This is a genomic window from Caballeronia glathei (genome assembly GCF_000698595.1).
Lineage (GTDB): Bacteria > Pseudomonadota > Gammaproteobacteria > Burkholderiales > Burkholderiaceae > Caballeronia > Caballeronia glathei.
This window is the reverse complement of the sequence record NZ_JFHC01000048.1, coordinates 46,835-65,132: the sequence shown is the minus strand read 5'-3', so window position 1 is coordinate 65,132 and position 18,298 is coordinate 46,835. Positions and strand designations below refer to the sequence as shown.

Genomic DNA, 18,298 nt, shown 5'->3' with positions numbered 1-18,298 from the left:
GAGAAACGAGATTATGAAGAACGTTTCTGGAAGCGTCAATAGGTTTTTAAACTTTTTCCTATCGACTTTCGAAGCGAATCTTCCTGCTTCGAAGCCTGCCTCCAACGATCCACTTCCTACTAAAAGCAAACGGGTCACGCGAACATCGCGTGACCCGTCGACGCTGGTTTTGGTGCCGGCTGCAGGACTCGAACCCGCCACCTCATGATTACAAGTCAAGTGCTCTACCAGATGAGCTAAGCCGGCGAGGCGGCAATTCTACTTCATTTGACGACCTTGAGGTGAGATCGGCCAGGCGATTTCGATGAATCGTCGTCGGGTGAAATCGGGGCGTCGTCGGAGAAGGAGGCCGACGACGCAGCCGCACTCTCCTGCGCTTCCTTTTCGGCCCCTTCCAGTTCCGACGAACGCGGCTCCGCCGACGCAGGACCGTCGCCATCGGAAGCCGCGGCAAGCGTCGCCGGCTCGACCGGGAACGCCATGCCCTGCCCGTTCTCTCGTGCGTAGATGGCGAGCACGTTGGCGACCTGGACCTCGATCTTGTGCGACTTGCCCGAGAAACGCGCGCTGAACTCGATCCACTCGTTGCCCATCTGCAGCTGGCTTGTCGCCTCGAAGCTGATGTTCAGCACGATCTCGTCGTTGCGCACGAACTGGCGCGGCACGCGCGTGCCGTTGTCGACCCGCACCGCGATGTGGGGAGTGAAACCGTTATCGGTGCACCACTCGTAGAGTGCGCGCAGCAGATAGGGTTTGGTTGAAATCTCTTGCATCAACAGTCCTTTACCGGAGCGCGGCGCCGCGAAATCCGCGCCGCCGCGCCCGCACTCGCAAAACTTAGCGGCGCATCACCTTTTCCGAAGGCGTCAGCGCTTCGATATAGGCCGGGCGGCTGAAAATCCGCTCGGCGTACTTCATCAGCGGCGCGGCATTCTTCGACAGCTCGATGCCGTAATGGTCCAGACGCCACAACAGCGGCGCGATGGCAACGTCGAGCATGGAAAACTCTTCGCCGAGCATGTACTTGTTCTTCAGGAAGATCGGGGCGAGCTGCGTCAGGCGATCGCGGATCGCGTTGCGCGCCTTCTCGTGATTCTTCTCGGCGGCCTTGCCCTTCTCGTTTTCGAGCGTGCCGACGTGAACGAACAGTTCCTTTTCGAAGTTGAGCAGGAACAGGCGAGCGCGGGCGCGCTGGACCGGATCGGCCGGCATCAGCTGCGGATGCGGGAAACGCTCGTCGATATATTCGTTGATGATGTTCGATTCATACAGGATCAGGTCGCGCTCGACCAGGATCGGAACCTGTCCGTACGGGTTCATCACCGCGATGTCTTCCGGCTTGTTGAACAGGTCAACGTCGCGGATTTCGAAATCCATGCCCTTTTCGAACAACACCAGCCGGCAGCGCTGGGAGAACGGGCAAGTAGTGCCGGAGTACAAAACCATCATGTTTTTAAGGTCCCTTCAGAAAACTTGACGGGCCGACGCGCGAAAAGCGCCTTCGAAGAGGCGCTTCCGTCACGCTGACCCACACCGATCGCGGCGTGTCTATTTAATGTCTTTCCAGTATGACGCGTTCAGGCGCCAGGCGAGAAAGCTCAATACCCCCAGGAAAATCAGCACCCAGACGCCCAGCCGCTTACGCGTCTGCTGGGCCGGCTCCGACATCCACGAAAGGTACGAAACCAGATCGGCCATAGCCGAATCATAATCCACCGGCGACATCGTCCCCGGCGTAACCTGCGTGTAGCCCGCGAAATGTTTCACCTTTTCGCCGGTTTTCTCGTCGGTTTCAGTTTCGAACTTCGCGGTCCGGATGCCCTGGAGCGCCCACAGCACGTGCGGCATGCCTACGTTTTCGTACACCCGGTTGTTCCAGCCGGTCGGCCGGGTTTCGTCGCGATAAAAACTCCGCAGATAGGTATACAACCAATCCTTCCCGCGCGCCCGCGCTTCCACCGACAAGTCCGGCGGCGTCGTGCCGAACCACGTTTTCGCGTCGTCCGGACGCATGGCGACGGACATCGTGTTGCCGATCTTGTCCGTGGTGAACAGCAGGTTCGCCTGAATTTCCTTCGGATCGATGCCCAGATCCGTCAGACGGTTGTAGCGCATCAGATTCGCACTGTGGCAGTTCAGGCAATAGTTTACAAACAATTGGGCGCCGTGCTGCAGTGAAGCGAAATTGTCCGCGTTGTCGGGCGCGCGGTCGAGCGCGACTTCGCCTTCCGCGTGCGCCGGCGCCGTGCTGAACGCGAACATCGCCGCTCCGACCAGCGCCAGTGTAGAGAGCCATTTTTTCATCGTATTGTCTCCGGCACGGCGTCAATGAGGTTTGAACCGCACGCGCTCGGGCGGCTGCCTGAAGCGACCGCGCGGCGTCCAGAACGGCATTCCGAGGAAGAACGCAAAGTAGATCAGCGCGCAGATCTGCGCGATCAGCGTCGCGGCCGGGGAAGGCGGCCGGGTCCCGAGATAGCCGAGCATCAGGAACGCGAACACGAAAATGCCGTAGAAAACCTTGTGGAAAAGCGGCCGGTAGCGGATCGACTTGACCGGGCTGCGGTCGAGCCACGGCAGGAAAAAGAGCGACACCACCGCGGCGCCCATCACCACCACGCCCCAGAACTTCGACTCGGTGAGCGCCATGAATACGACCACGGCGAGCGCGAGAACGGGCAGCGCAAGGCGCCACTTGCCGCGCGCACGCACGAGTGCGAGCACGCCAAGCAGCGCGATCACGACCATCAGCACGATCTTGAACGGATCGGTGGTGGCGCGCAGCATCGCGTAGAAGGCGGTGAAGTACCAGACCGGCGCGATTTCCGGCGGCGTCTGCAGCGGGTTGGCCGGCACGAAGTTGTTCGCTTCGAGGAAATAGCCACCCATCTCCGGCGCGAAAAACACGATCGCCGAGAAGATCAGCAGAAACACGCACACACCCATGAAATCGTGCACCGAGTAGTACGGGTGGAACGGAATGCCGTCGATCGGAATGCCGTTGGCGTCCTTTTTCGCCTTGATTTCGATGCCGTCCGGATTGTTCGAGCCCACTTCGTGCAGCGCCACCAGGTGCGCGATCACGAGGCCGATCAGCACGAGCGGAATCGCGATCACGTGGAACGCGAAGAACCGGTTCAGCGTGACGTCGGACACCACGTAGTCGCCGCGAATCCACAGCGACAGATCCGGCCCGATGAACGGAATCGCCGAGAACAGGTTGACGATCACCTGCGCGCCCCAGAACGACATCTGCCCCCACGGCAGCAGATAGCCGAAGAACGCCTCGGCCATGAGGCACAGGAAAATCGCGCAGCCGAAGATCCACACGAGTTCGCGCGGCTTGCGATACGAGCCGTACATGAGTCCGCGGAACATGTGCAGATACACGACGACGAAGAACATCGACGCCCCCGTGGAGTGCATGTAGCGGATGAGCCAGCCCCACGGCACCTCGCGCATGATGTACTCGACCGAGGCGAACGCGAGCGTCGCGTCGGGCTTGTAATTCATCACGAGGAAGATGCCCGTCACGATCTGGAGGACCAGAACGAGCAGTGCAAGCGAGCCGAAGAAATACCAGAAGTTGAAATTTTTCGGCGCGTAGTACTCGGAGACGTGTTTTTTCCACGTCGACGTCATCGGGAATCGGCGGTCGATCCAGCCGACCAGCCCGGTTGTCTCCACATCCTTGTCTGCGGTCGCCATCAAACGTCTCCCTTTTCGTCCTTGCCAATCACGAGTTGCGTCGCGGAAGTGAACATGTACGGCGGTACGTCCAGGTTCTGCGGCGCGGGCTTGTTCTTGAAGACGCGGCCGGCCATGTCATAGGTCGAGCCGTGGCACGGGCAGAGAAATCCGCCGGGCCAGTTATCGGGGAGATTCGGTTGAGGGCCCTCCTGAAAGCGCGGCGTGGGCGTGCACCCGAGATGCGTGCAGACGGCCACCGCGACAAAAATATTCTTGTGATCGGCGCGCGAGCGGAATTCGTTGTTGCAGTACTCCGGAAGCGGCATCGAAAATTCCATCTTCGAATGGGGATCGGCCACTTCGCCGTCTGCCTTCTTGACGTCGGCGAGCTGCTCATCGGTGCGGTTCACGATCCACACGGGCTTGCCGCGCCACGCGACCGTCATCATGTCGCCGGGCTTGAGTCCGCTGATGTCGACCTCGACCGGCGCCCCCGCCGCCTTGGCCTTTTCGGATGGTGCAAATGAACTAACGAAGGGTACGACAGTGGCCACGCCTCCAAAGCCACCTGCTACGGTCGTCGCAATCAGCCAGGTACGGCGGCTGCCGTCGACGCGCTTATCTTCCTTGTCTCGCATCACACGCCCCACTTCTGAGTTGGATTTATACCGTCACATCAGTTCTTCCGCCGCTAGTGTGCGCGAATGGAGCCGTCATTTACAAGGCCCGAGTAGCAAAAATCACTCGAAGTCCTTGATGCTTCAGGGTTTCCCCGCACTTTTTGATCTTTTCTTACGAAGCGTTTATTTAAGGCTTTTGCACTGCCGCATTAATCGATTGTGCGCGCGTTATTCAAACAGGATTATCGATATCAATAAAGAGATGCTCGATATCGAACTGCTCCGATAGATGGGAGCCGACCGCCTGCACGCCGAATCTCTCGGTGGCGTGATGGCCCGCCGCCAGGTACGCGACGCCGCTCTCCGCCGCGATGTGCATGGTCTGCTCGGACACCTCGCCGCTCAGGTAGACATCGGCGCCGGCTGCGATGGCGTCATCGAAAAAACCCTGCGCGCCGCCCGTGCACCACGCGACGCGGCGCAGTTCGCGATCCGGGTCGCCGAGCACGAGCGGCTTGCGTCCGAGCGCGTTTTCAACCGTCGCCCCAAAATGCTCGAGGGAAAGCGGCATCGGCAACGGCGCGATCCAGCCGAGGTCCTGGTCGCCGAAACGGCCGTCCGCGATCAGGCCGAGGCGCGCGCCGATCTGCGCGTTGTTGCCGAGCTCGGGGTGCGAGTCGAGCGGCAGGTGATAGGCGAAGAGGTTCAGGTCGTTCGCGATCAGCATGCGCAGACGCCGGAACTTGCGGCCCGTGATCTGCGGCGCCTCGTTCTTCCAGAAGTAGCCGTGATGCACGAGGACGGCGTCGGCGCCCCACTCGACCGCCGCTTCGAGAAACGCGAGCGAGGCCGTGACACCGGTCGCGATTTTCTGCACGCGCCGGCTGCCTTCCACCTGCAGGCCGTTCGGGCAATAGTCCTTGAAGCGGCCGATTTCCAGCAGATTGTTCAGATACAATTCGAGTTCGATCCGATCCATGAAATCCTCTATCCCATCAAATGCTTAGACGCTTCTGGCTGTTTTTTGCCCAAGCGGTGACTGTGCTATTGGCGCTGATGTTCATCATCGCGACCTTGAAACCGCAGTGGCTCCAACGCCAGGGCCAGTTCGGCAAGCAGCTCGCCGAGCCGATCGTCGCGTTGCAGGAAGTCGCGCCGAGCATCGGTTCGCGCCCCGTGCAGTCTTCGTATGCCGAGGGCGCCCAGAAGGCGATGCCCGCGGTCGTCAACGTGTTCTCGAGCAAGGACGGCAGCCTGCCCGCCGATCCGCGCGCGAAAGACCCTCTCTTCCGGTACTTCTTCGGCGACAAGAACAAGCGCAAGAGCGACGAGCCGCCGGCGTCGAATCTGGGATCCGGCGTGATCGTCAGCCCGGAAGGCTACATTCTAACGAACCAGCATGTCGTCGACGGGGCAGATCAGATCGAGGTCGCGCTCGCGGACGGGCGCACGTCGAGCGCGAAGGTGATCGGCATCGATCCGGAAACCGATCTCGCCGTGCTGAAGATCAACATGACGAACCTGCCTTCCATCACGCTCGGGCGCATGGACCAGACGCGCGTCGGCGACGTGGTGCTCGCGATCGGCAATCCGTTCGGCGTCGGGCAGACGGTCACGATGGGCATCGTGAGCGCGCTCGGGCGCAATCACCTCGGCATCAATACGTTCGAAAACTTCATCCAGACCGACGCCGCGATCAATCCGGGCAACTCGGGCGGGGCGCTCGTCGACATCAACGGCAACCTGCTCGGCATCAACACCGCCATTTATTCGCGAAGCGGCGGCTCGCTCGGCATCGGCTTCGCGATTCCGGTCTCGACCGCGCGCAGCGTGCTGGAAAGCATCATCACGACTGGCACGGTGACGCGCGGCTGGATCGGCGTGGAGCCGCAGGACGTGACGCCGGAGATCGCGGAATCGTTCGGGCTTGACCGGAAATCGGGCGCGATCGTCGCGGGCGTGCTGCAGGGCGGCCCCGCCGACAAGGCCGGCATCAAGCCGGGCGATATCCTCGTCAGCATCAACGACGACACGATCACCGATACCACGCGTCTTCTGAACGTCGTCGCGCAGATCAAGCCGGGGACGTCGGTGAAGGTTCACCTGATGCGCAAGAACAAGGAGCTCGACGTCAACGTGATGATCGGAAAGCGGCCGGTCCAGCCGCGCGCGCCGCAGTTGCCCGAGGACGATCAGGGCGACGAGTAGCAGCCGCAGCGAACGCGCGGCGAAAGCAGGGCAACGCGGCAAGGAAGCAAAAAGGGCAGCTTCATATGAAGCTGCCCTTTTTTATCGAGTTGCCGCAACGGGTTTACCGCGGCGCCTGCGAATCTACTCGGCGGCCGGTGCTTCCTCTTCCTTCTTCACCCCGTCCTTCCCGACGACGAGCCGCGCCGCGATGATCCCCGCTTCGTAGAGAACGATGAGCGGAATCGCGAGGATCAGCTGCGAAAAGACGTCGGGCGGCGTGACCACGGCGGAAATCACGAATGCGCCGACGATCACGTACGGGCGGATTTCCTTCAGCTTCTTGATCGACACCACGCCCATGCGCGCCAGCAGCACGACGACGATCGGCACCTCGAAGGTCACGCCGAACGCGAGAAACATCGTCAGCACGAAACTCAGGTAATTGTCGATATCGGTGGTCATCTCCGCGCCGAGTGGCGCGTTGTAATGCGCCATGACGCGAAAAATGGTCGGGAACACGATGAAGTACGCGAACGCCATTCCGCACAGGAAAAGTGTGTAGCTGCTGCCGACGAGCGGCGCAACCAGCTTCTTCTCGTGCTGATAGAGTCCGGGCGCGACGAACGCCCAGATCTGGTAGAGCACGATCGGCAGCGCAATCACGGACGCGACGAGCATCGTCACCTTCATCGGCACAAAGAACGAGCCGGTGACGTCGGTGACGATCATCTTCCCGTCCTTCGGCAGGTTCTGCATCAGCGGCCGCGCGAGCAGCTTGAAGATATCGGGCGCCCAGTAGACGAGCCCGATGAAAACGACAATGACCGACGCGCCGGCGCGAATGATGCGATCGCGCAATTCGACCAAATGCGAGATGAACGTCTCTTCGACGGGCTCGTCTTTCTTCTGTTGCGGGTCGCTCACGCCGGCCCTCGGTTGGGGATCATCGATGGAATGGATTGCTCGCCGGCTCAGAAGAACTTCGTGGGACGGCGCAAGGTTTCGGGAGTATGCCGGGCGACACGCGCGGCGCCCGATTGCACGCGGGTGCGCCGGGCGGTCGTGCGCTTGTACCAGTTGGGAACCGCGCTCTGCTTGACGCGCCAGTTCTTGCGCTTGGCCGGCGACGCTGACGCGCTACGCCAGCTGGACGTATCGGCCGGCGTCTGCGCGTCAGTCCCGCCCGCGATGCTCGGCGATACCGACGTCCCCTGATTCCACGCGTCGTTGAGTTCGGCCTCGTGCTGGCGAAGATTGTCGTGGATCGTGCTTTCGACGTTCGACGCCGCCGTCTCGAACTGGGTACGCATTTTCTTCAGTTCGTCGAGTTCCATCTCGCGCGCGACTTCCGACTTGACGTCGTTGATGTAGCGCTGCGCGCGGCCGAACAGCGCACCCGCCGTGCGGGCGACGCCCGGCAGCCGCTCGGGCCCGAGCACCACCAGCGCGACGACGCCGATCAGCGCCATTTTGGTCAGACCGAGGTCGAGCATGGAATCGAAGGTTCCGAAGGTCTGAGGGTCAGATTAGCGGTAATCGCCGGAGCGTGTCTTGTCCTTCGCTTCGACGTCGACTGCGCCGTTGCGCGGCAGTTCGCGCTGCTGCTGGTCTGCAGGCGTTTCGCCATCGCGCATGCCTTCCTTGAAGCCCTTCACCGCCCCGCCCAGATCGCCGCCGATGTTACGCAATTTCTTCGTGCCGAAAACGAGTGCCACGATCAGCAACACGATCAGCCAATGCCAGATGCTCAACGAACCCATGAATGAAAACTCTCCTTAGTCCCGCCACGTCCTGTTGTCTGTCGGTCGTGACGAGTTGATCCGGCCTTGCGGCACAAGCCGGCGCGATGACGCCCGGCTGACTTTATGTCATTTTGCGCGTCCAATATTTCATTGGAAAGGCGCAATCCGCGTCTTTGTTGCGCGTTTATCCCATGCGACGCCACGGACGCGCTCCCGCCAGCAGATGAGCATGAATGTGATACACCTCCTGCCCGCCTCCAGGCCCGGTATTGATCACCGTGCGGAAACCCGTGTCGCCGCCGGTATAGGCCACACCCAGCTCGTCGGCCAGGCGCCCCACCAGACTAACCATTCTACCAAGCAGCGGCGCATCGCTTTCGGTGCAATGCGAAAGCGTCTCGATGTGCTTGCGCGGAATCACCAGCACATGAACCGGCGCCGCGGGATTGATGTCGTTGAACGCGACGAATTCGTCGTCCTCGTAGACCTTCTTGCTCGGCAGTTCTCCCGCGGCGATTTTGCAGAAAATGCAGTTTTCGTGGCTCATGGATTCCCCGGTGTATTCCCAAATTCAGGCGCGCGGCTCAAAACCAGGCGCGCGGATCGAATGACTTGTCTTCATACAGGTACAGCCAGCCCTTGATGACGCGATAGAGCGTCCAGATGCCGACTGCGAACAGGATCGGAAAGCCGATCAGCACGAACAGCAGCGCGGCGCCAATCAGATGCCCGAGCACCGCCCACCAGAAGGTGCGGATCTGCCATTCAAAGTGCGCTTCGTACGGCGTTCCGACCACATCCCGGCGCTTCAGATAGTTGATGATGATCGCGATCAGCACCGTGAGCCCGCCGGTGAGCCAGTACGCGGCGTAAAGTCCGTAGAGAATGTGCGTGAGCGTGCGCAGGCCCCGCTGGCGTTCGGCTTCGGCCGAATTCTGGTATGCAGGCGGGGGATAGGATTCAGACGGCTGGTTCATTCGACGCTCCCTCCTCTGTACGACGCAGGCGCTCGTCAGCCGCCGTTCTCTTCGCGCTCGCGCGACTTGCGCAATGCCTTCTCTTCGATGCCCGAGAGGCCTTCGCGCCGTTCGAGCTCGGCGATCACGTCGGCCGGGTTGAGGTCGAAGTGCGACAGCATGACGAGACAGTGAAACCACAAATCCGCGACTTCGCCGACGAGCGCCTTCGGCGCGCCGCCGTGACGCGCGTCTTTCGCCGCCAGGACGACTTCCGTCGCCTCTTCGCCGATTTTCTTCAGGACGGCGTCGTCGCCTTTATGAAAGAGTCGGGAAACGTAGGATTGTTCCGGGTCGCCGCCCTTGCGGCTGTCGATTACGGCGGCCAGGCGCAGCAGCGTGTCCTGCGTGTTGATTTGCGTCATTTGTAGATACTTTCGGGATCTTTCAGGACCGGTTCGACTGCGACCCAGTCGCCGCTCTCAACCGATCCCTCGAATTTCTGGAAAAAGCACGAATGCCGCCCGGTGTGGCACGCGATACCCGACACCTGCTCGACCTTCAGCAGCACGACGTCTTCGTCGCAGTCGAGCCGCACTTCGTGCACGTGCTGTACGTGCCCCGATTCCTCGCCCTTGAACCACAAGCGCTTGCGCGAGCGCGAGTAATAGACGGCGCGTTTCAGTTCGATGGTTTTCGCCAGCGCCTCGCGGTCCATCCACGCGAACATCAGGACATCGCCCGTCGATGCTTCCTGCGCGATCACCGGCACGAGGCCGTTCGCGTCCCACTTCACCTTGCCGATCCAGTCGTTTTGCGTGCTCACAGCCTACATCCTCACCGAAATGCCCTGGTCCGCCATGAAGCGTTTCGCTTCGCCGACGGTGTGTTCGCCGTAGTGAAAGATGCTCGCCGCCAGCACCGCGTCCGCGCGGCCTTCGACGATGCCGTCCGCCAGATGCTGCAGCGAACCGACGCCCCCCGAAGCGATCACCGGCACCGGCACCGCGTCCGAGACGGCACGGGTCAACGCGAGATCGAAGCCCGCCTTCGTGCCGTCGCGGTCCATGCTGGTCAGCAGGATTTCACCGGCGCCGAAATCGGCCATCTTGCGCGCCCATTCGATCACGTCGAGCCCGGTGCCCTTGCGCCCGCCGTGGGTGAACACTTCCCAGCGCGGCGCCTCGCCCTCGGCCGATACCCGCTTTGCATCGATCGCAACCACGATGCATTGCGATCCGTGCTTGTCCGACGCGTCGCGCACGAGCTGCGGATTCGCGACCGCCGACGAATTCATGCTGATCTTGTCCGCGCCGGCATTGAGAAGCCGCCGCACATCCTCGACCGCGCGCACGCCGCCACCGACCGTCAGCGGAATGAAGACCTGCGACGCCACCGACTCGATGATCGGAAGAATCAGGTCGCGCTGGTCGGAAGTGGCCGTGATGTCGAGAAAGGTGAGTTCGTCGGCGCCCTGGTCGTCGTAGCGGCGCGCGATTTCCACCGGATCGCCCGCATCGCGCAATTCCAGGAAGTTGACGCCTTTGACGACGCGGCCGGCGGTCACGTCGAGGCAGGGGATGATGCGTTTAGCGAGAGCCATGTTCTTGCAGATACCGTTTCGTGCGAGTGGAAGCGCCGTCGTGCCGACGAGCGGCCAGCGCCCTCACCGGGCGCCGGAAGTGCGTCACGCGATGAGCTGAAAGCCGCGGCGATCAGGCGTCGTCGGCTTCGCGCAGCATGTCGGCGCGCGTTTGCGCGGCGGCGAAGTCGAGATCGCCCGAATAGATCGCGCGGCCGCAGATCACGCCTTCGATGCCCTCGTCCTCGACTTCGCAGAGCGATTCGATGTCGGACAGGTTCGACAATCCGCCGCTCGCGATCACCGGAATCTTCACCGCCTGCGCGAGCCGCACCGTGGCTTCGATATTGATGCCCTGGAGCATGCCGTCGCGGCCGATGTCGGTGTAGATGATCGCCTCGCAGCCGTAGTCCTCGAACTTGCGGCCGAGATCCACGACCTCATGGCCCGTGAGCTTGCTCCAGCCGTCCGTTGCCACTTTGCCGTCCTTCGCATCCAGGCCGACGATGATGTGGCCCGCGAACGCCGTGCAGGCGTCCTTCAGGAAGCCCGGGTTCTTCACCGCGGCCGTGCCGATGATCACGTATTCGAGGCCGTCGTCGAGATAACGCTCGATGGTGTTCAGGTCGCGGATGCCGCCGCCCAGTTGCACCGGAATGTCGCTGCCGACTTCCTGGATGATCGCGCGAATCGCATCTTCGTTCTTCGGCCTGCCGGCGAAGGCGCCGTTCAGGTCGACGAGATGCAGCCGCCGCGCGCCCCGATCGACCCAGTGCCGGGCCATCGCCGCCGGATCTTCGGAAAAAATGGTCGCCTGGTCCATATCGCCTTGCTTGAGGCGTACGCACTGACCGTCTTTAAGATCGATGGCCGGAATGAGCAACATAGAAATCGCGTGTTATCTGGTGAAGGTTGGTCAAACGGGTTCGCCCGAGGCTGCAAGCCGGCGCGCGACCGTTTCGCTAGTGTAGTACAAGTATCGCGACGCCCGCGGATGCATTCGGCATAGGCAAAAACGTCGAAAACACGGAGTTTCCGCCCGAATCACGGATTCCAGTGCACGAAGTTCCGATACAGGCGCAGGCCCGCGTCGGCACTCTTCTCCGGGTGAAATTGGGTCGCGAAGATATTGTCGCGCGCCACCGCCGATGTGAACGGTGCGCCATATATCGTTTCGCCCGATGTATGCGCCGGATTCGCCGGCACGACGTAATAACTGTGCACGAAGTAGAAGAACGCGCTGTCGGCGATGCCGTCCCAGAGTGCATGGCGTTGCGCCTGACGCACGCGGTTCCAGCCCATCTGCGGCACCTTGAAGCGCGAGCCGTCGTCCTGCAGCTGGCCTTCCAGCTGAAAGCGCACCACCTTGCCCGGCAAAAGACCGAGGCCCTTCGTGTCGCCTTCCTCGGACCAGTCGAAGAGCATTTGCTCTCCGACGCACACGCCGAGCATCGGCTTCTCGCGCGCGGCCTCCATCACCGCCTCCTGCAGACCGGACGCGCCGAGGTGGCCCATGCAGTCGCGCATCGCGCCCTGTCCGGGCAGCACCACGCGATCGGCCGCGCGAATCGCCTCGGGCTGCTCGACGATCGCCACGTCCGCTTCCGGAGCCGCCTTTCTCAGCGCCTGGTACACCGAGCGCAGGTTGCCCATTCCGTAATCAACAATCGCTATCGAAGTTTTCATTTCAAGTTAGGCAGCAACGCCTTCAATCCATCGACGATGAATTCGACCGCCAGTGCGGCCAGCATCAAACCCATCAGTCGCGTACCGATATTGATGCCGGTGCGCCCGACCCAGCGCGCAATCGGCTCGGCGAGATTCAGCGCGCCGAAACACAGGGCGGCGATCACGGCGCCGATCACGATCAGCCCGAGCCGGTCGTACCAGTGATGCGAGTTTGCAGAATAGACGATCACCGTGCTGATCGACCCCGGCCCGGTCAGGAGCGGAATGGCGAGCGGCACGACCGCGACGTTGTTCTTTTCCTCGGCTTCCATGCGCTCTTCGGGCGTGGAGCGCGCGTTGCCGACCTGCGCGTTCAGCATGTTGAGCGCCATCAGCAGCATGATGATTCCGCCGCCCACTTCGAACGACGCCACCGAAATGCCGAAGAATTCGATGATCTGCTGCCCGAGCAGCGCCGTCACGGCGATCACGCAGAACACCGAAATCGACGCGACGCGGATCGTGTTGCGCTTTTCGATGCTCGACTGCTGCTGCGTCAGGCTCAGGAAAAACGGAATCGCGCCGACCGGGTTGATCAGCGCAAGCAGTGAAATGAATGATTTGAATAGATCCATCGCCAGCCGTCACGACACTTTTCGACACAGGCAGCCGAGAAAGCGCAGCCCGGCTCTTTCCGCTCATCCGACGCGGATCAAAGGCTGCCCTTGGTGGACGGAATCTGGCCCGCCGCGCGATCGTCGAATTCGACCGCCATGCGCAGCGCGCGCCCGAACGCCTTGAACACCGTCTCGACCTGGTGATGCGCGTTGATGCCGCGAAGATTATCGACATGCAGCGTCACGCCCGCATGGTTCACGAAGCCGCGAAAAAACTCGATGGTCAGGTCGACGTCGAACGTGCCGATGCGCGCGCGCGTGAACGGCACGTGGAATTCGAGGCCAGGACGGCCCGAAAAGTCGATCACCACGCGCGACAGCGCCTCGTCGAGCGGCACGTACGAATGGCCGTAGCGGCGGATGCCCTTGCGATCGCCGATCGCCTTCGCCACCGCCTGCCCGAGCGTGATGCCGGTGTCTTCCACGGTGTGGTGATCGTCGATATGGAGATCGCCATGCGCTTCGACTTCGAGGTCGAAAAGGCCGTGGCGCGCGATCTGGTCGAGCATATGGTCGAGGAACGGCACGCCGGTGGCGAGCTTCTGCTTGCCGGTGCCGTCCAGATCGAGCTTCACACGGATCTGCGTTTCGCTGGTGTTGCGAACGACTTCCGCAATACGCATGGTGTTTCCTTGAGACTTTTTTAAGAGAAAGTGGTTTTAGTGCAGCGCGAGCTTCAGAGCGGCGACCAGTTGCGCGTTCTCTTCGGCCGATCCGACCGTCAAACGCACGCAATTTGCGAGCAATGGATGCATTTTACTCACGTTTTTGATCAAAACCCGCGACGTCAGCAGGGTTTCGAACGTCACGGCCGCATCTGGCACGCGCACCAGCAGGAAGTTGCCGGCGCTTGGAAAAACCGTCGCGCCGGGCAGCGCGGCGACCGCGCGCGCGAGGCGCTCGCGTTCCGCGCGAAGCTCGGCGGCCTGCGCGTCGAGGATATCGAGGTGATCGAGCAGAAAATCCGCGGTCGCCTGCGTCAGCACGTTGATGTTGTAGGGCGGGCGCACCTTGTCGAATTCGGTGATCCAGCGCGCCGTGCCCGCCATGTAGCCGAGCCGGATGCCCGCGAGGCCGAGCTTCGACACCGTGCGCATCACGACGACGTTGTCGAATTCACCCGCGCGCGGCAGCCAGCTCTTTTCGGCAAAGGGCTGGTACGCCTCGTCGATCACGACGAGGCTCTTTTGCGCCGCCGCGATCACGCGCTCGATGTCGGCGTCGTCGAACAGCGTGCCGGTCGGATTGTTCGGGTACGCGAGGTACACGAGCGCGGGCGCGTGCTCTTCGATGGCCGCGACGAGCGCGTCGGCATCGAGCGTGAAATCCGCGTTCAGCGGCACGCCGATAAATTCGAGATGCGCGAAGATCGCCGACATCTGGTACATGACGAAGCCCGGCACCGGCGCGACGGCCTTTGCGCCCGGTTTCGAGCACGCCATCGACATCATGCTGATCAGTTCGTCCGAGCCGTTGCCGAGCAGCACTTCGCAGGCGGGCGGCACGCCCATCGCGCGCTTGATCTTCGCGAGCAGATCCGACGGGCGCGGCGCCGGATAGCGGTTCAGCGCGACGCCCGCGAGGTGCTCGCCCAGTTGCGCCGCGAGGCCGGCGGGGAGGCTGTACGGATTTTCCATCGCGTCGAGCTTGATCAGGCCCGTAGCGTCGGGCACCGGATAGCTCGTCATCGCGAGGACGTCGGGACGGATGATGTCTTGTGGTGTGGTCATGATCGTGCTGGCCGCTCTCGTCGGCCGCGGGCGGCTCTCGGGCCGCCTTGTTCGTTCGTCGGAGCGCCTGATGTCTTATTGCGCGGTGTTCTTCATCCGGTATTCGGCGCTGCGCGCGTGCGCCTGCAGGCCTTCGCCGTAGGCGAGTTCGGCGGCGATCTCGCCGAGCGTCTGCGCGCCTTCCGCGCTCACTTCGATCACGCTCGAGCGCTTCATGAAATCGTAGACGCCGAGCGGCGACGAAAAGCGCGCCGTGCGCGAAGTCGGCAGCACGTGGTTAGGGCCGGCGCAGTAGTCGCCGAGGCTCTCGCTCGTGTAGCGGCCGAGGAAGATCGCGCCGGCGTGGCGGATCTGCGCCGCCCAGTGGTGCGGGTCGAGCGCGGAAATTTCGAGATGCTCGGGCGCGATGTCGTTGGCGATCGCGCAGGCTTCGGCCATGTCCTTCACCTTGACGAGCGCCCCGCGGTCTTCGAGCGAGCGCTGGATGACCTCGCGGCGCGGCATCGCGGGAAGCAGTTCGATGATCGCCTCTTCCACCCGCGCGATGAACTCCGCGTCGGGGCACAGCAGGATGGATTGCGCGAGCTCGTCGTGCTCGGCCTGCGAGAACAGGTCCATCGCGACCCAGCGCGGATCGGTGGTGGCGTCGCAGATCACCAGAATCTCCGACGGCCCCGCGATCATGTCGATGCCGACGGTGCCGAACACGCGGCGCTTCGCCGACGCGACGTACGCATTGCCCGGGCCGCAGATCTTGTCGACGGCGGGCACGGTTTGCGTGCCGTACGCGAGCGCGCCCACCGCCTGCGCGCCGCCGATCGTGAACACGCGGTCCACGCCGCCGAGGAGCGCCGCCGCCAGCACGAGCGGGTTCTTCACGCCGTCCGGGGTCGGCACGACCATCACGATTTCCTTGACGCCCGCGACGCGCGCCGGAATCGCGTTCATCAGCACCGACGACGGATACGCCGCCTTGCCGCCCGGCACGTAGATGCCCGCGCGATCGAGCGGCGTGACTTTCTGGCCGAGCACGGTGCCGTCCGATTCGGTGTATTGCCAGCTATGGCTGCCGCATTCGATCCGCTGCTTCTCGTGATAGCCGCGCACGCGCGCCGCCGCGGCTTCGAGCGCGGCGCGGCGCTTGGGCTCGAGCCCTTCGAGCGCCGCTTCCAGTTCGGCCGCCGGCAGCTCCAGCGCCGCGACGCTCTCCGCCTTCAGCCGGTCGAACCGGTTGGTGTGCTCGAGCACGGCTTCGTCGCCGCGCGCCTTCACGTCGGCGAGAATCTGCGCGACCGAGCGCTCGATGGCTTCGTCCTCGCTCGCCTCGAACGCGAGCACCGCGTGCAGCGCCTCCCGAAAGCCGTTGGCACCGGAATCGAGTTTGCGAATCTTGATAGACATGCTGGTTTTCCGTTTCAGTATCGCGTGCGGCGTCTTCGCCCGGCACGCTCAGTTGCCGTTGCCCACCGATGCGCGTTCGAACGCGTCGAGAAACGGCTTCAGCGCCGCGCGCTTCAGCTTCAGCGCGGCCTGATTGACGACGAGACGCGACGAAATCTGCATGATTTCCTCCACCTCGACGAGATTGTTCGCCCGAAGCGTGCCGCCCGAGCTGACCAGGTCGACGATCGCATCGGCCAGGCCCACGAGCGGCGCGAGCTCCATCGAACCGTACAGCTTGATCAGATCGACGTGCACGCCCTTCGACGCGAAATGCTCCCGCGCCACTTCCACATACTTGGTCGCGACGCGCAGCCTCGCGCCCTGGCGCACTGCGCTCGCGTAGTCGAAACCCGCCTTCACCGCCACCGACATCCGGCAGCACGCAATGTTCAGATCGACCGGCTGATAGAGCCCGCCGCCGCCGTGCTCGATCAGCACGTCCTTGCCAGCCACGCCGAAGTCCGCCGCGCCGTATTCCACGTAGGTCGGCACATCGGTTGCGCGCACGATGATCACGCGCAGGTGCGGGTTCGTGGTCGGAAGAATCAGCTTGCGCGACGTCTCCGGGTCCTCGGCCACCTGTACGCCGGCAGCGGCGAGAAGCGGCAGCGTTTCCTCGAAGATACGCCCTTTCGAAAGCGCGAGCGTGAGCGGCGCGCTGGCCGCGACCGACGACGAAGTCTGCGGCACCGAACTCATTGCTCGCTCCCGCTGCCCTTGATGCGGCTCACCTTCGCGCCGACCGCCGTCAGCTTCGACTCCATCCGGTCGTAGCCGCGGTCGAGGTGATAGATGCGATCGATCAGCGTGTCGCCGTCCGCGCACATCGCCGCGATGACGAGGCTCGCCGACGCGCGCAGGTCGGTCGCCATCACCTTCGCGCCCGACAGTTTTTCGACCCCCGACACCAGTGCCGTGTTGCCGTCGATCGTGATGCTCGCGCCGAGCCGGTTCAGTTCCTGCACGTGCATGAAGCGGTTCTCGAAGATCGTCTCGACGACCTGCGACGTGCCCGTCGCCATCGAATTCAGCGCCATGAACTGCGCCTGCATGTCGGTCGGGAACGCCGGGTACTCGGACGTGCGAAAGCTCACCGCCGCCGGGCGCTTCGCCATCTTCACGCGCATCCAGCCCTGGCCTTCCTCGATCGTCACGCCCGCCTCGCGCAGCTTCGCCGTCACGGCGTCGAGCAGTGACGCGCTCACGTGGCGCAGCGTGACGTCGCCGCCGGCCGCCGCCACCGCGCACAGGAACGTGCCCGCCTCGATGCGGTCCGGCACCACCGAGTGGCGCGCACCGTGGAGCTTGTCGACGCCCTGGATCACGAGCCGGTCCGTGCCGATTCCCTCGATTTTCGCGCCCATCGCGACGAGCAGATGGGCGAGATCGCTCACCTCGGGCTCGCGCGCGGCGTTTTCGATCACCGTTTCGCCATCGGCGAGCACCGCCGCCATCAGCAGGTTTTCCGTGCCGGTGACGGTGATCATGTCGGTGATGATGCGCGCGCCCTTCAGGCGCTTCGCGCGCGCTTCGATGAAGCCGTGCTCGATGCTGATCTCGGCGCCCATCGCCTGCAGGCCCTTGATGTGCTGGTCGACCGGCCGCGCGCCGATCGCGCAGCCGCCCGGCAGCGATACCTTCGCCTCGCCGAAACGCGCGACGAGCGGCCCGAGCACGAGAATCGACGCGCGCATCGTCTTCACCATTTCGTACGGCGCGACGAGGTTGTCCACCTTCGACGCATTCAGCGTCATGCGAGCGTCGCCGCCCGTCTCGCACTGCACGCCCATCTGGCGCAGCAGCTTGACCATGGTGCGCACGTCCTGCAGATTGGGAACGTTTTCGAGATGCACGTCGTCGGCGGTGAGAAGGCTCGCGCAGAGAATCGGCAGCGCCGCGTTCTTCGCACCCGATACGACGATTTCGCCCGAGAGCTTCGCGCCCCCGGTGATGACCAGTTTGTCCATGCTTGCGTGTCCTTCGACCGTGCTTCCTGCTGC

The 18,298-nt window shown here is 63.0% G+C and carries 23 protein-coding genes and 1 tRNA gene; 1 reads left to right on the top strand and 23 read right to left on the bottom strand.

Annotated elements, in window-relative coordinates; genetic code table 11:
* Positions 1–170 precede the first annotated feature (170 nt).
* The 7 genes from BG61_RS25875 to BG61_RS25845 form a co-directional block, all read right to left on the bottom strand.
* A tRNA-Thr gene (locus BG61_RS25875) sits at positions 171–246 on the bottom strand.
* 17 nt (positions 247–263) lie between these two features.
* Positions 264–773 carry a ClpXP protease specificity-enhancing factor gene (locus BG61_RS25870; RefSeq protein WP_035930904.1) on the bottom strand — a complete coding sequence of 170 codons (510 nt, stop codon included), beginning with the start codon at positions 771–773 and terminating at the stop codon, positions 264–266.
* Between the two features lie 64 nt (positions 774–837).
* Positions 838–1,449, bottom strand: coding sequence for a glutathione S-transferase N-terminal domain-containing protein (locus BG61_RS25865; RefSeq protein WP_031362199.1), 612 nt, complete (start codon positions 1,447–1,449; stop codon positions 838–840).
* Between the two features lie 99 nt (positions 1,450–1,548).
* The gene (locus BG61_RS25860; protein ID WP_035930905.1) at positions 1,549–2,304 is read right to left on the bottom strand and encodes a cytochrome c1; all 756 of its coding nucleotides are present in this window, start codon (positions 2,302–2,304) and stop codon (positions 1,549–1,551) included.
* A gap of 21 nt (positions 2,305–2,325) precedes the next feature.
* Positions 2,326–3,708 carry a cytochrome b gene (locus tag BG61_RS25855; protein WP_035930906.1) on the bottom strand — a complete coding sequence of 461 codons (1,383 nt, stop codon included), beginning with the start codon at positions 3,706–3,708 and terminating at the stop codon, positions 2,326–2,328.
* Positions 3,708–4,328, bottom strand: coding sequence for a ubiquinol-cytochrome c reductase iron-sulfur subunit (petA, locus tag BG61_RS25850; protein ID WP_035930907.1), 621 nt, complete (start codon positions 4,326–4,328; stop codon positions 3,708–3,710). Before petA ends, BG61_RS25855 begins: the two co-directional genes overlap by 1 nt.
* A 214-nt stretch (positions 4,329–4,542) precedes the next feature.
* Positions 4,543–5,289: a Nif3-like dinuclear metal center hexameric protein gene (locus BG61_RS25845; RefSeq protein ID WP_035930908.1), complete on the bottom strand. Its 747-nt coding sequence runs from the start codon at positions 5,287–5,289 to the stop codon at positions 4,543–4,545.
* Between the two features lie 20 nt (positions 5,290–5,309).
* Between BG61_RS25845 and BG61_RS25840 the strand changes: the two genes are divergently transcribed.
* Entirely contained in the window at positions 5,310–6,518 is a 1,209-nt protein-coding gene (locus BG61_RS25840; RefSeq protein WP_035930909.1) for a S1C family serine protease, read from the top strand.
* Between the two features lie 123 nt (positions 6,519–6,641).
* Here the strand turns inward: BG61_RS25840 and tatC are convergent, their stop codons facing one another.
* The 16 genes from tatC to murA all read right to left on the bottom strand — a co-directional run bounded on the left by tatC (position 6,642) and on the right by murA (position 18,265).
* The gene (gene tatC, locus BG61_RS25835) at positions 6,642–7,424 is read right to left on the bottom strand and encodes a twin-arginine translocase subunit TatC (RefSeq protein WP_035942386.1); all 783 of its coding nucleotides are present in this window, start codon (positions 7,422–7,424) and stop codon (positions 6,642–6,644) included.
* A gap of 47 nt (positions 7,425–7,471) precedes the next feature.
* On the bottom strand, positions 7,472–7,993 hold the full coding sequence (gene tatB, locus BG61_RS25830; protein ID WP_035930911.1) for a Sec-independent protein translocase protein TatB: 522 nt from the start codon (positions 7,991–7,993) through the stop codon (positions 7,472–7,474).
* A gap of 33 nt (positions 7,994–8,026) precedes the next feature.
* Positions 8,027–8,260, bottom strand: a complete 234-nt coding sequence (tatA, locus tag BG61_RS25825) for a Sec-independent protein translocase subunit TatA (protein WP_035930912.1) — start codon at positions 8,258–8,260, stop codon at positions 8,027–8,029.
* 166 nt (positions 8,261–8,426) lie between these two features.
* Positions 8,427–8,789: a histidine triad nucleotide-binding protein gene (locus tag BG61_RS25820; protein WP_035930913.1), complete on the bottom strand. Its 363-nt coding sequence runs from the start codon at positions 8,787–8,789 to the stop codon at positions 8,427–8,429.
* A 37-nt stretch (positions 8,790–8,826) separates the two neighbouring features.
* Positions 8,827–9,219 carry a DUF4870 family protein gene (locus tag BG61_RS25815; RefSeq protein WP_035930914.1) on the bottom strand — a complete coding sequence of 131 codons (393 nt, stop codon included), beginning with the start codon at positions 9,217–9,219 and terminating at the stop codon, positions 8,827–8,829.
* A gap of 35 nt (positions 9,220–9,254) precedes the next feature.
* On the bottom strand, positions 9,255–9,623 hold the full coding sequence (locus BG61_RS25810) for a phosphoribosyl-ATP diphosphatase (protein ID WP_035930915.1): 369 nt from the start codon (positions 9,621–9,623) through the stop codon (positions 9,255–9,257).
* A complete protein-coding gene (gene hisI / locus BG61_RS25805; protein WP_035930916.1) occupies positions 9,620–10,024 on the bottom strand; it encodes a phosphoribosyl-AMP cyclohydrolase in 405 nt (134 codons plus the stop codon). Before hisI ends, BG61_RS25810 begins: the two co-directional genes overlap by 4 nt.
* A 3-nt stretch (positions 10,025–10,027) precedes the next feature.
* Positions 10,028–10,801 carry an imidazole glycerol phosphate synthase subunit HisF gene (hisF, locus tag BG61_RS25800; RefSeq protein WP_035930917.1) on the bottom strand — a complete coding sequence of 258 codons (774 nt, stop codon included), beginning with the start codon at positions 10,799–10,801 and terminating at the stop codon, positions 10,028–10,030.
* Between the two features lie 112 nt (positions 10,802–10,913).
* Positions 10,914–11,666 (bottom strand): 1-(5-phosphoribosyl)-5-[(5-phosphoribosylamino)methylideneamino]imidazole-4-carboxamide isomerase, encoded by a 753-nt coding sequence (gene hisA / locus BG61_RS25795; protein ID WP_035930918.1) that lies wholly within the window; start codon positions 11,664–11,666, stop codon positions 10,914–10,916.
* Between the two features lie 158 nt (positions 11,667–11,824).
* Positions 11,825–12,466 (bottom strand): imidazole glycerol phosphate synthase subunit HisH, encoded by a 642-nt coding sequence (gene hisH, locus BG61_RS25790; protein WP_035930919.1) that lies wholly within the window; start codon positions 12,464–12,466, stop codon positions 11,825–11,827.
* Positions 12,463–13,083, bottom strand: coding sequence for a YchE family NAAT transporter (locus tag BG61_RS25785; protein ID WP_035930920.1), 621 nt, complete (start codon positions 13,081–13,083; stop codon positions 12,463–12,465). The genes hisH and BG61_RS25785 overlap by 4 nt, the downstream gene beginning before the upstream one ends.
* Positions 13,084–13,160: 77 nt before the next feature.
* The gene (hisB, locus tag BG61_RS25780; RefSeq protein ID WP_035930921.1) at positions 13,161–13,748 is read right to left on the bottom strand and encodes an imidazoleglycerol-phosphate dehydratase HisB; all 588 of its coding nucleotides are present in this window, start codon (positions 13,746–13,748) and stop codon (positions 13,161–13,163) included.
* 36 nt (positions 13,749–13,784) lie between these two features.
* Positions 13,785–14,855, bottom strand: coding sequence for a histidinol-phosphate transaminase (gene hisC, locus BG61_RS25775; RefSeq protein ID WP_035930922.1), 1,071 nt, complete (start codon positions 14,853–14,855; stop codon positions 13,785–13,787).
* Positions 14,856–14,930: 75 nt separating this feature from the next.
* A complete protein-coding gene (hisD, locus tag BG61_RS25770) occupies positions 14,931–16,256 on the bottom strand; it encodes a histidinol dehydrogenase (protein ID WP_035930923.1) in 1,326 nt (441 codons plus the stop codon).
* 48 nt (positions 16,257–16,304) lie between these two features.
* Entirely contained in the window at positions 16,305–16,997 is a 693-nt protein-coding gene (hisG, locus tag BG61_RS25765; protein WP_035930924.1) for an ATP phosphoribosyltransferase, read from the bottom strand.
* The gene (gene murA, locus BG61_RS25760) at positions 16,994–18,265 is read right to left on the bottom strand and encodes a UDP-N-acetylglucosamine 1-carboxyvinyltransferase (RefSeq protein ID WP_035930963.1); all 1,272 of its coding nucleotides are present in this window, start codon (positions 18,263–18,265) and stop codon (positions 16,994–16,996) included. Before murA ends, hisG begins: the two co-directional genes overlap by 4 nt.
* Positions 18,266–18,298: the final 33 nt, after the last annotated feature.

What these genes read in the sequence shown, in the direction of transcription:
- BG61_RS25870 (WP_035930904.1), bottom strand. Translation starts at nt 773, where the DNA reads ATGCAAGAGATTTCAACCAAACCCTATCTGCTGCGCGCACTCTACGAG.
- BG61_RS25865 (WP_031362199.1), bottom strand. Translation starts at nt 1,449, where the DNA reads ATGATGGTTTTGTACTCCGGCACTACTTGCCCGTTCTCCCAGCGCTGC.
- BG61_RS25860 (WP_035930905.1), bottom strand. Translation starts at nt 2,304, where the DNA reads ATGAAAAAATGGCTCTCTACACTGGCGCTGGTCGGAGCGGCGATGTTC.
- BG61_RS25855 (WP_035930906.1), bottom strand. Translation starts at nt 3,708, where the DNA reads ATGGCGACCGCAGACAAGGATGTGGAGACAACCGGGCTGGTCGGCTGG.
- petA (WP_035930907.1), bottom strand. Translation starts at nt 4,328, where the DNA reads ATGCGAGACAAGGAAGATAAGCGCGTCGACGGCAGCCGCCGTACCTGG.
- BG61_RS25845 (WP_035930908.1), bottom strand. Translation starts at nt 5,289, where the DNA reads ATGGATCGGATCGAACTCGAATTGTATCTGAACAATCTGCTGGAAATC.
- BG61_RS25840 (WP_035930909.1), top strand. Translation starts at nt 5,310, where the DNA reads ATGCTTAGACGCTTCTGGCTGTTTTTTGCCCAAGCGGTGACTGTGCTA.
- tatB (WP_035930911.1), bottom strand. Translation starts at nt 7,993, where the DNA reads ATGCTCGACCTCGGTCTGACCAAAATGGCGCTGATCGGCGTCGTCGCG.
- tatA (WP_035930912.1), bottom strand. Translation starts at nt 8,260, where the DNA reads ATGGGTTCGTTGAGCATCTGGCATTGGCTGATCGTGTTGCTGATCGTG.
- BG61_RS25820 (WP_035930913.1), bottom strand. Translation starts at nt 8,789, where the DNA reads ATGAGCCACGAAAACTGCATTTTCTGCAAAATCGCCGCGGGAGAACTG.
- BG61_RS25815 (WP_035930914.1), bottom strand. Translation starts at nt 9,219, where the DNA reads ATGAACCAGCCGTCTGAATCCTATCCCCCGCCTGCATACCAGAATTCG.
- BG61_RS25810 (WP_035930915.1), bottom strand. Translation starts at nt 9,623, where the DNA reads ATGACGCAAATCAACACGCAGGACACGCTGCTGCGCCTGGCCGCCGTA.
- hisF (WP_035930917.1), bottom strand. Translation starts at nt 10,801, where the DNA reads ATGGCTCTCGCTAAACGCATCATCCCCTGCCTCGACGTGACCGCCGGC.
- hisA (WP_035930918.1), bottom strand. Translation starts at nt 11,666, where the DNA reads ATGTTGCTCATTCCGGCCATCGATCTTAAAGACGGTCAGTGCGTACGC.
- hisH (WP_035930919.1), bottom strand. Translation starts at nt 12,466, where the DNA reads ATGAAAACTTCGATAGCGATTGTTGATTACGGAATGGGCAACCTGCGC.
- BG61_RS25785 (WP_035930920.1), bottom strand. Translation starts at nt 13,083, where the DNA reads ATGGATCTATTCAAATCATTCATTTCACTGCTTGCGCTGATCAACCCG.
- hisB (WP_035930921.1), bottom strand. Translation starts at nt 13,748, where the DNA reads ATGCGTATTGCGGAAGTCGTTCGCAACACCAGCGAAACGCAGATCCGT.
- hisC (WP_035930922.1), bottom strand. Translation starts at nt 14,855, where the DNA reads ATGACCACACCACAAGACATCATCCGTCCCGACGTCCTCGCGATGACG.
- hisD (WP_035930923.1), bottom strand. Translation starts at nt 16,256, where the DNA reads ATGTCTATCAAGATTCGCAAACTCGATTCCGGTGCCAACGGCTTTCGG.
- hisG (WP_035930924.1), bottom strand. Translation starts at nt 16,997, where the DNA reads ATGAGTTCGGTGCCGCAGACTTCGTCGTCGGTCGCGGCCAGCGCGCCG.
- murA (WP_035930963.1), bottom strand. Translation starts at nt 18,265, where the DNA reads ATGGACAAACTGGTCATCACCGGGGGCGCGAAGCTCTCGGGCGAAATC.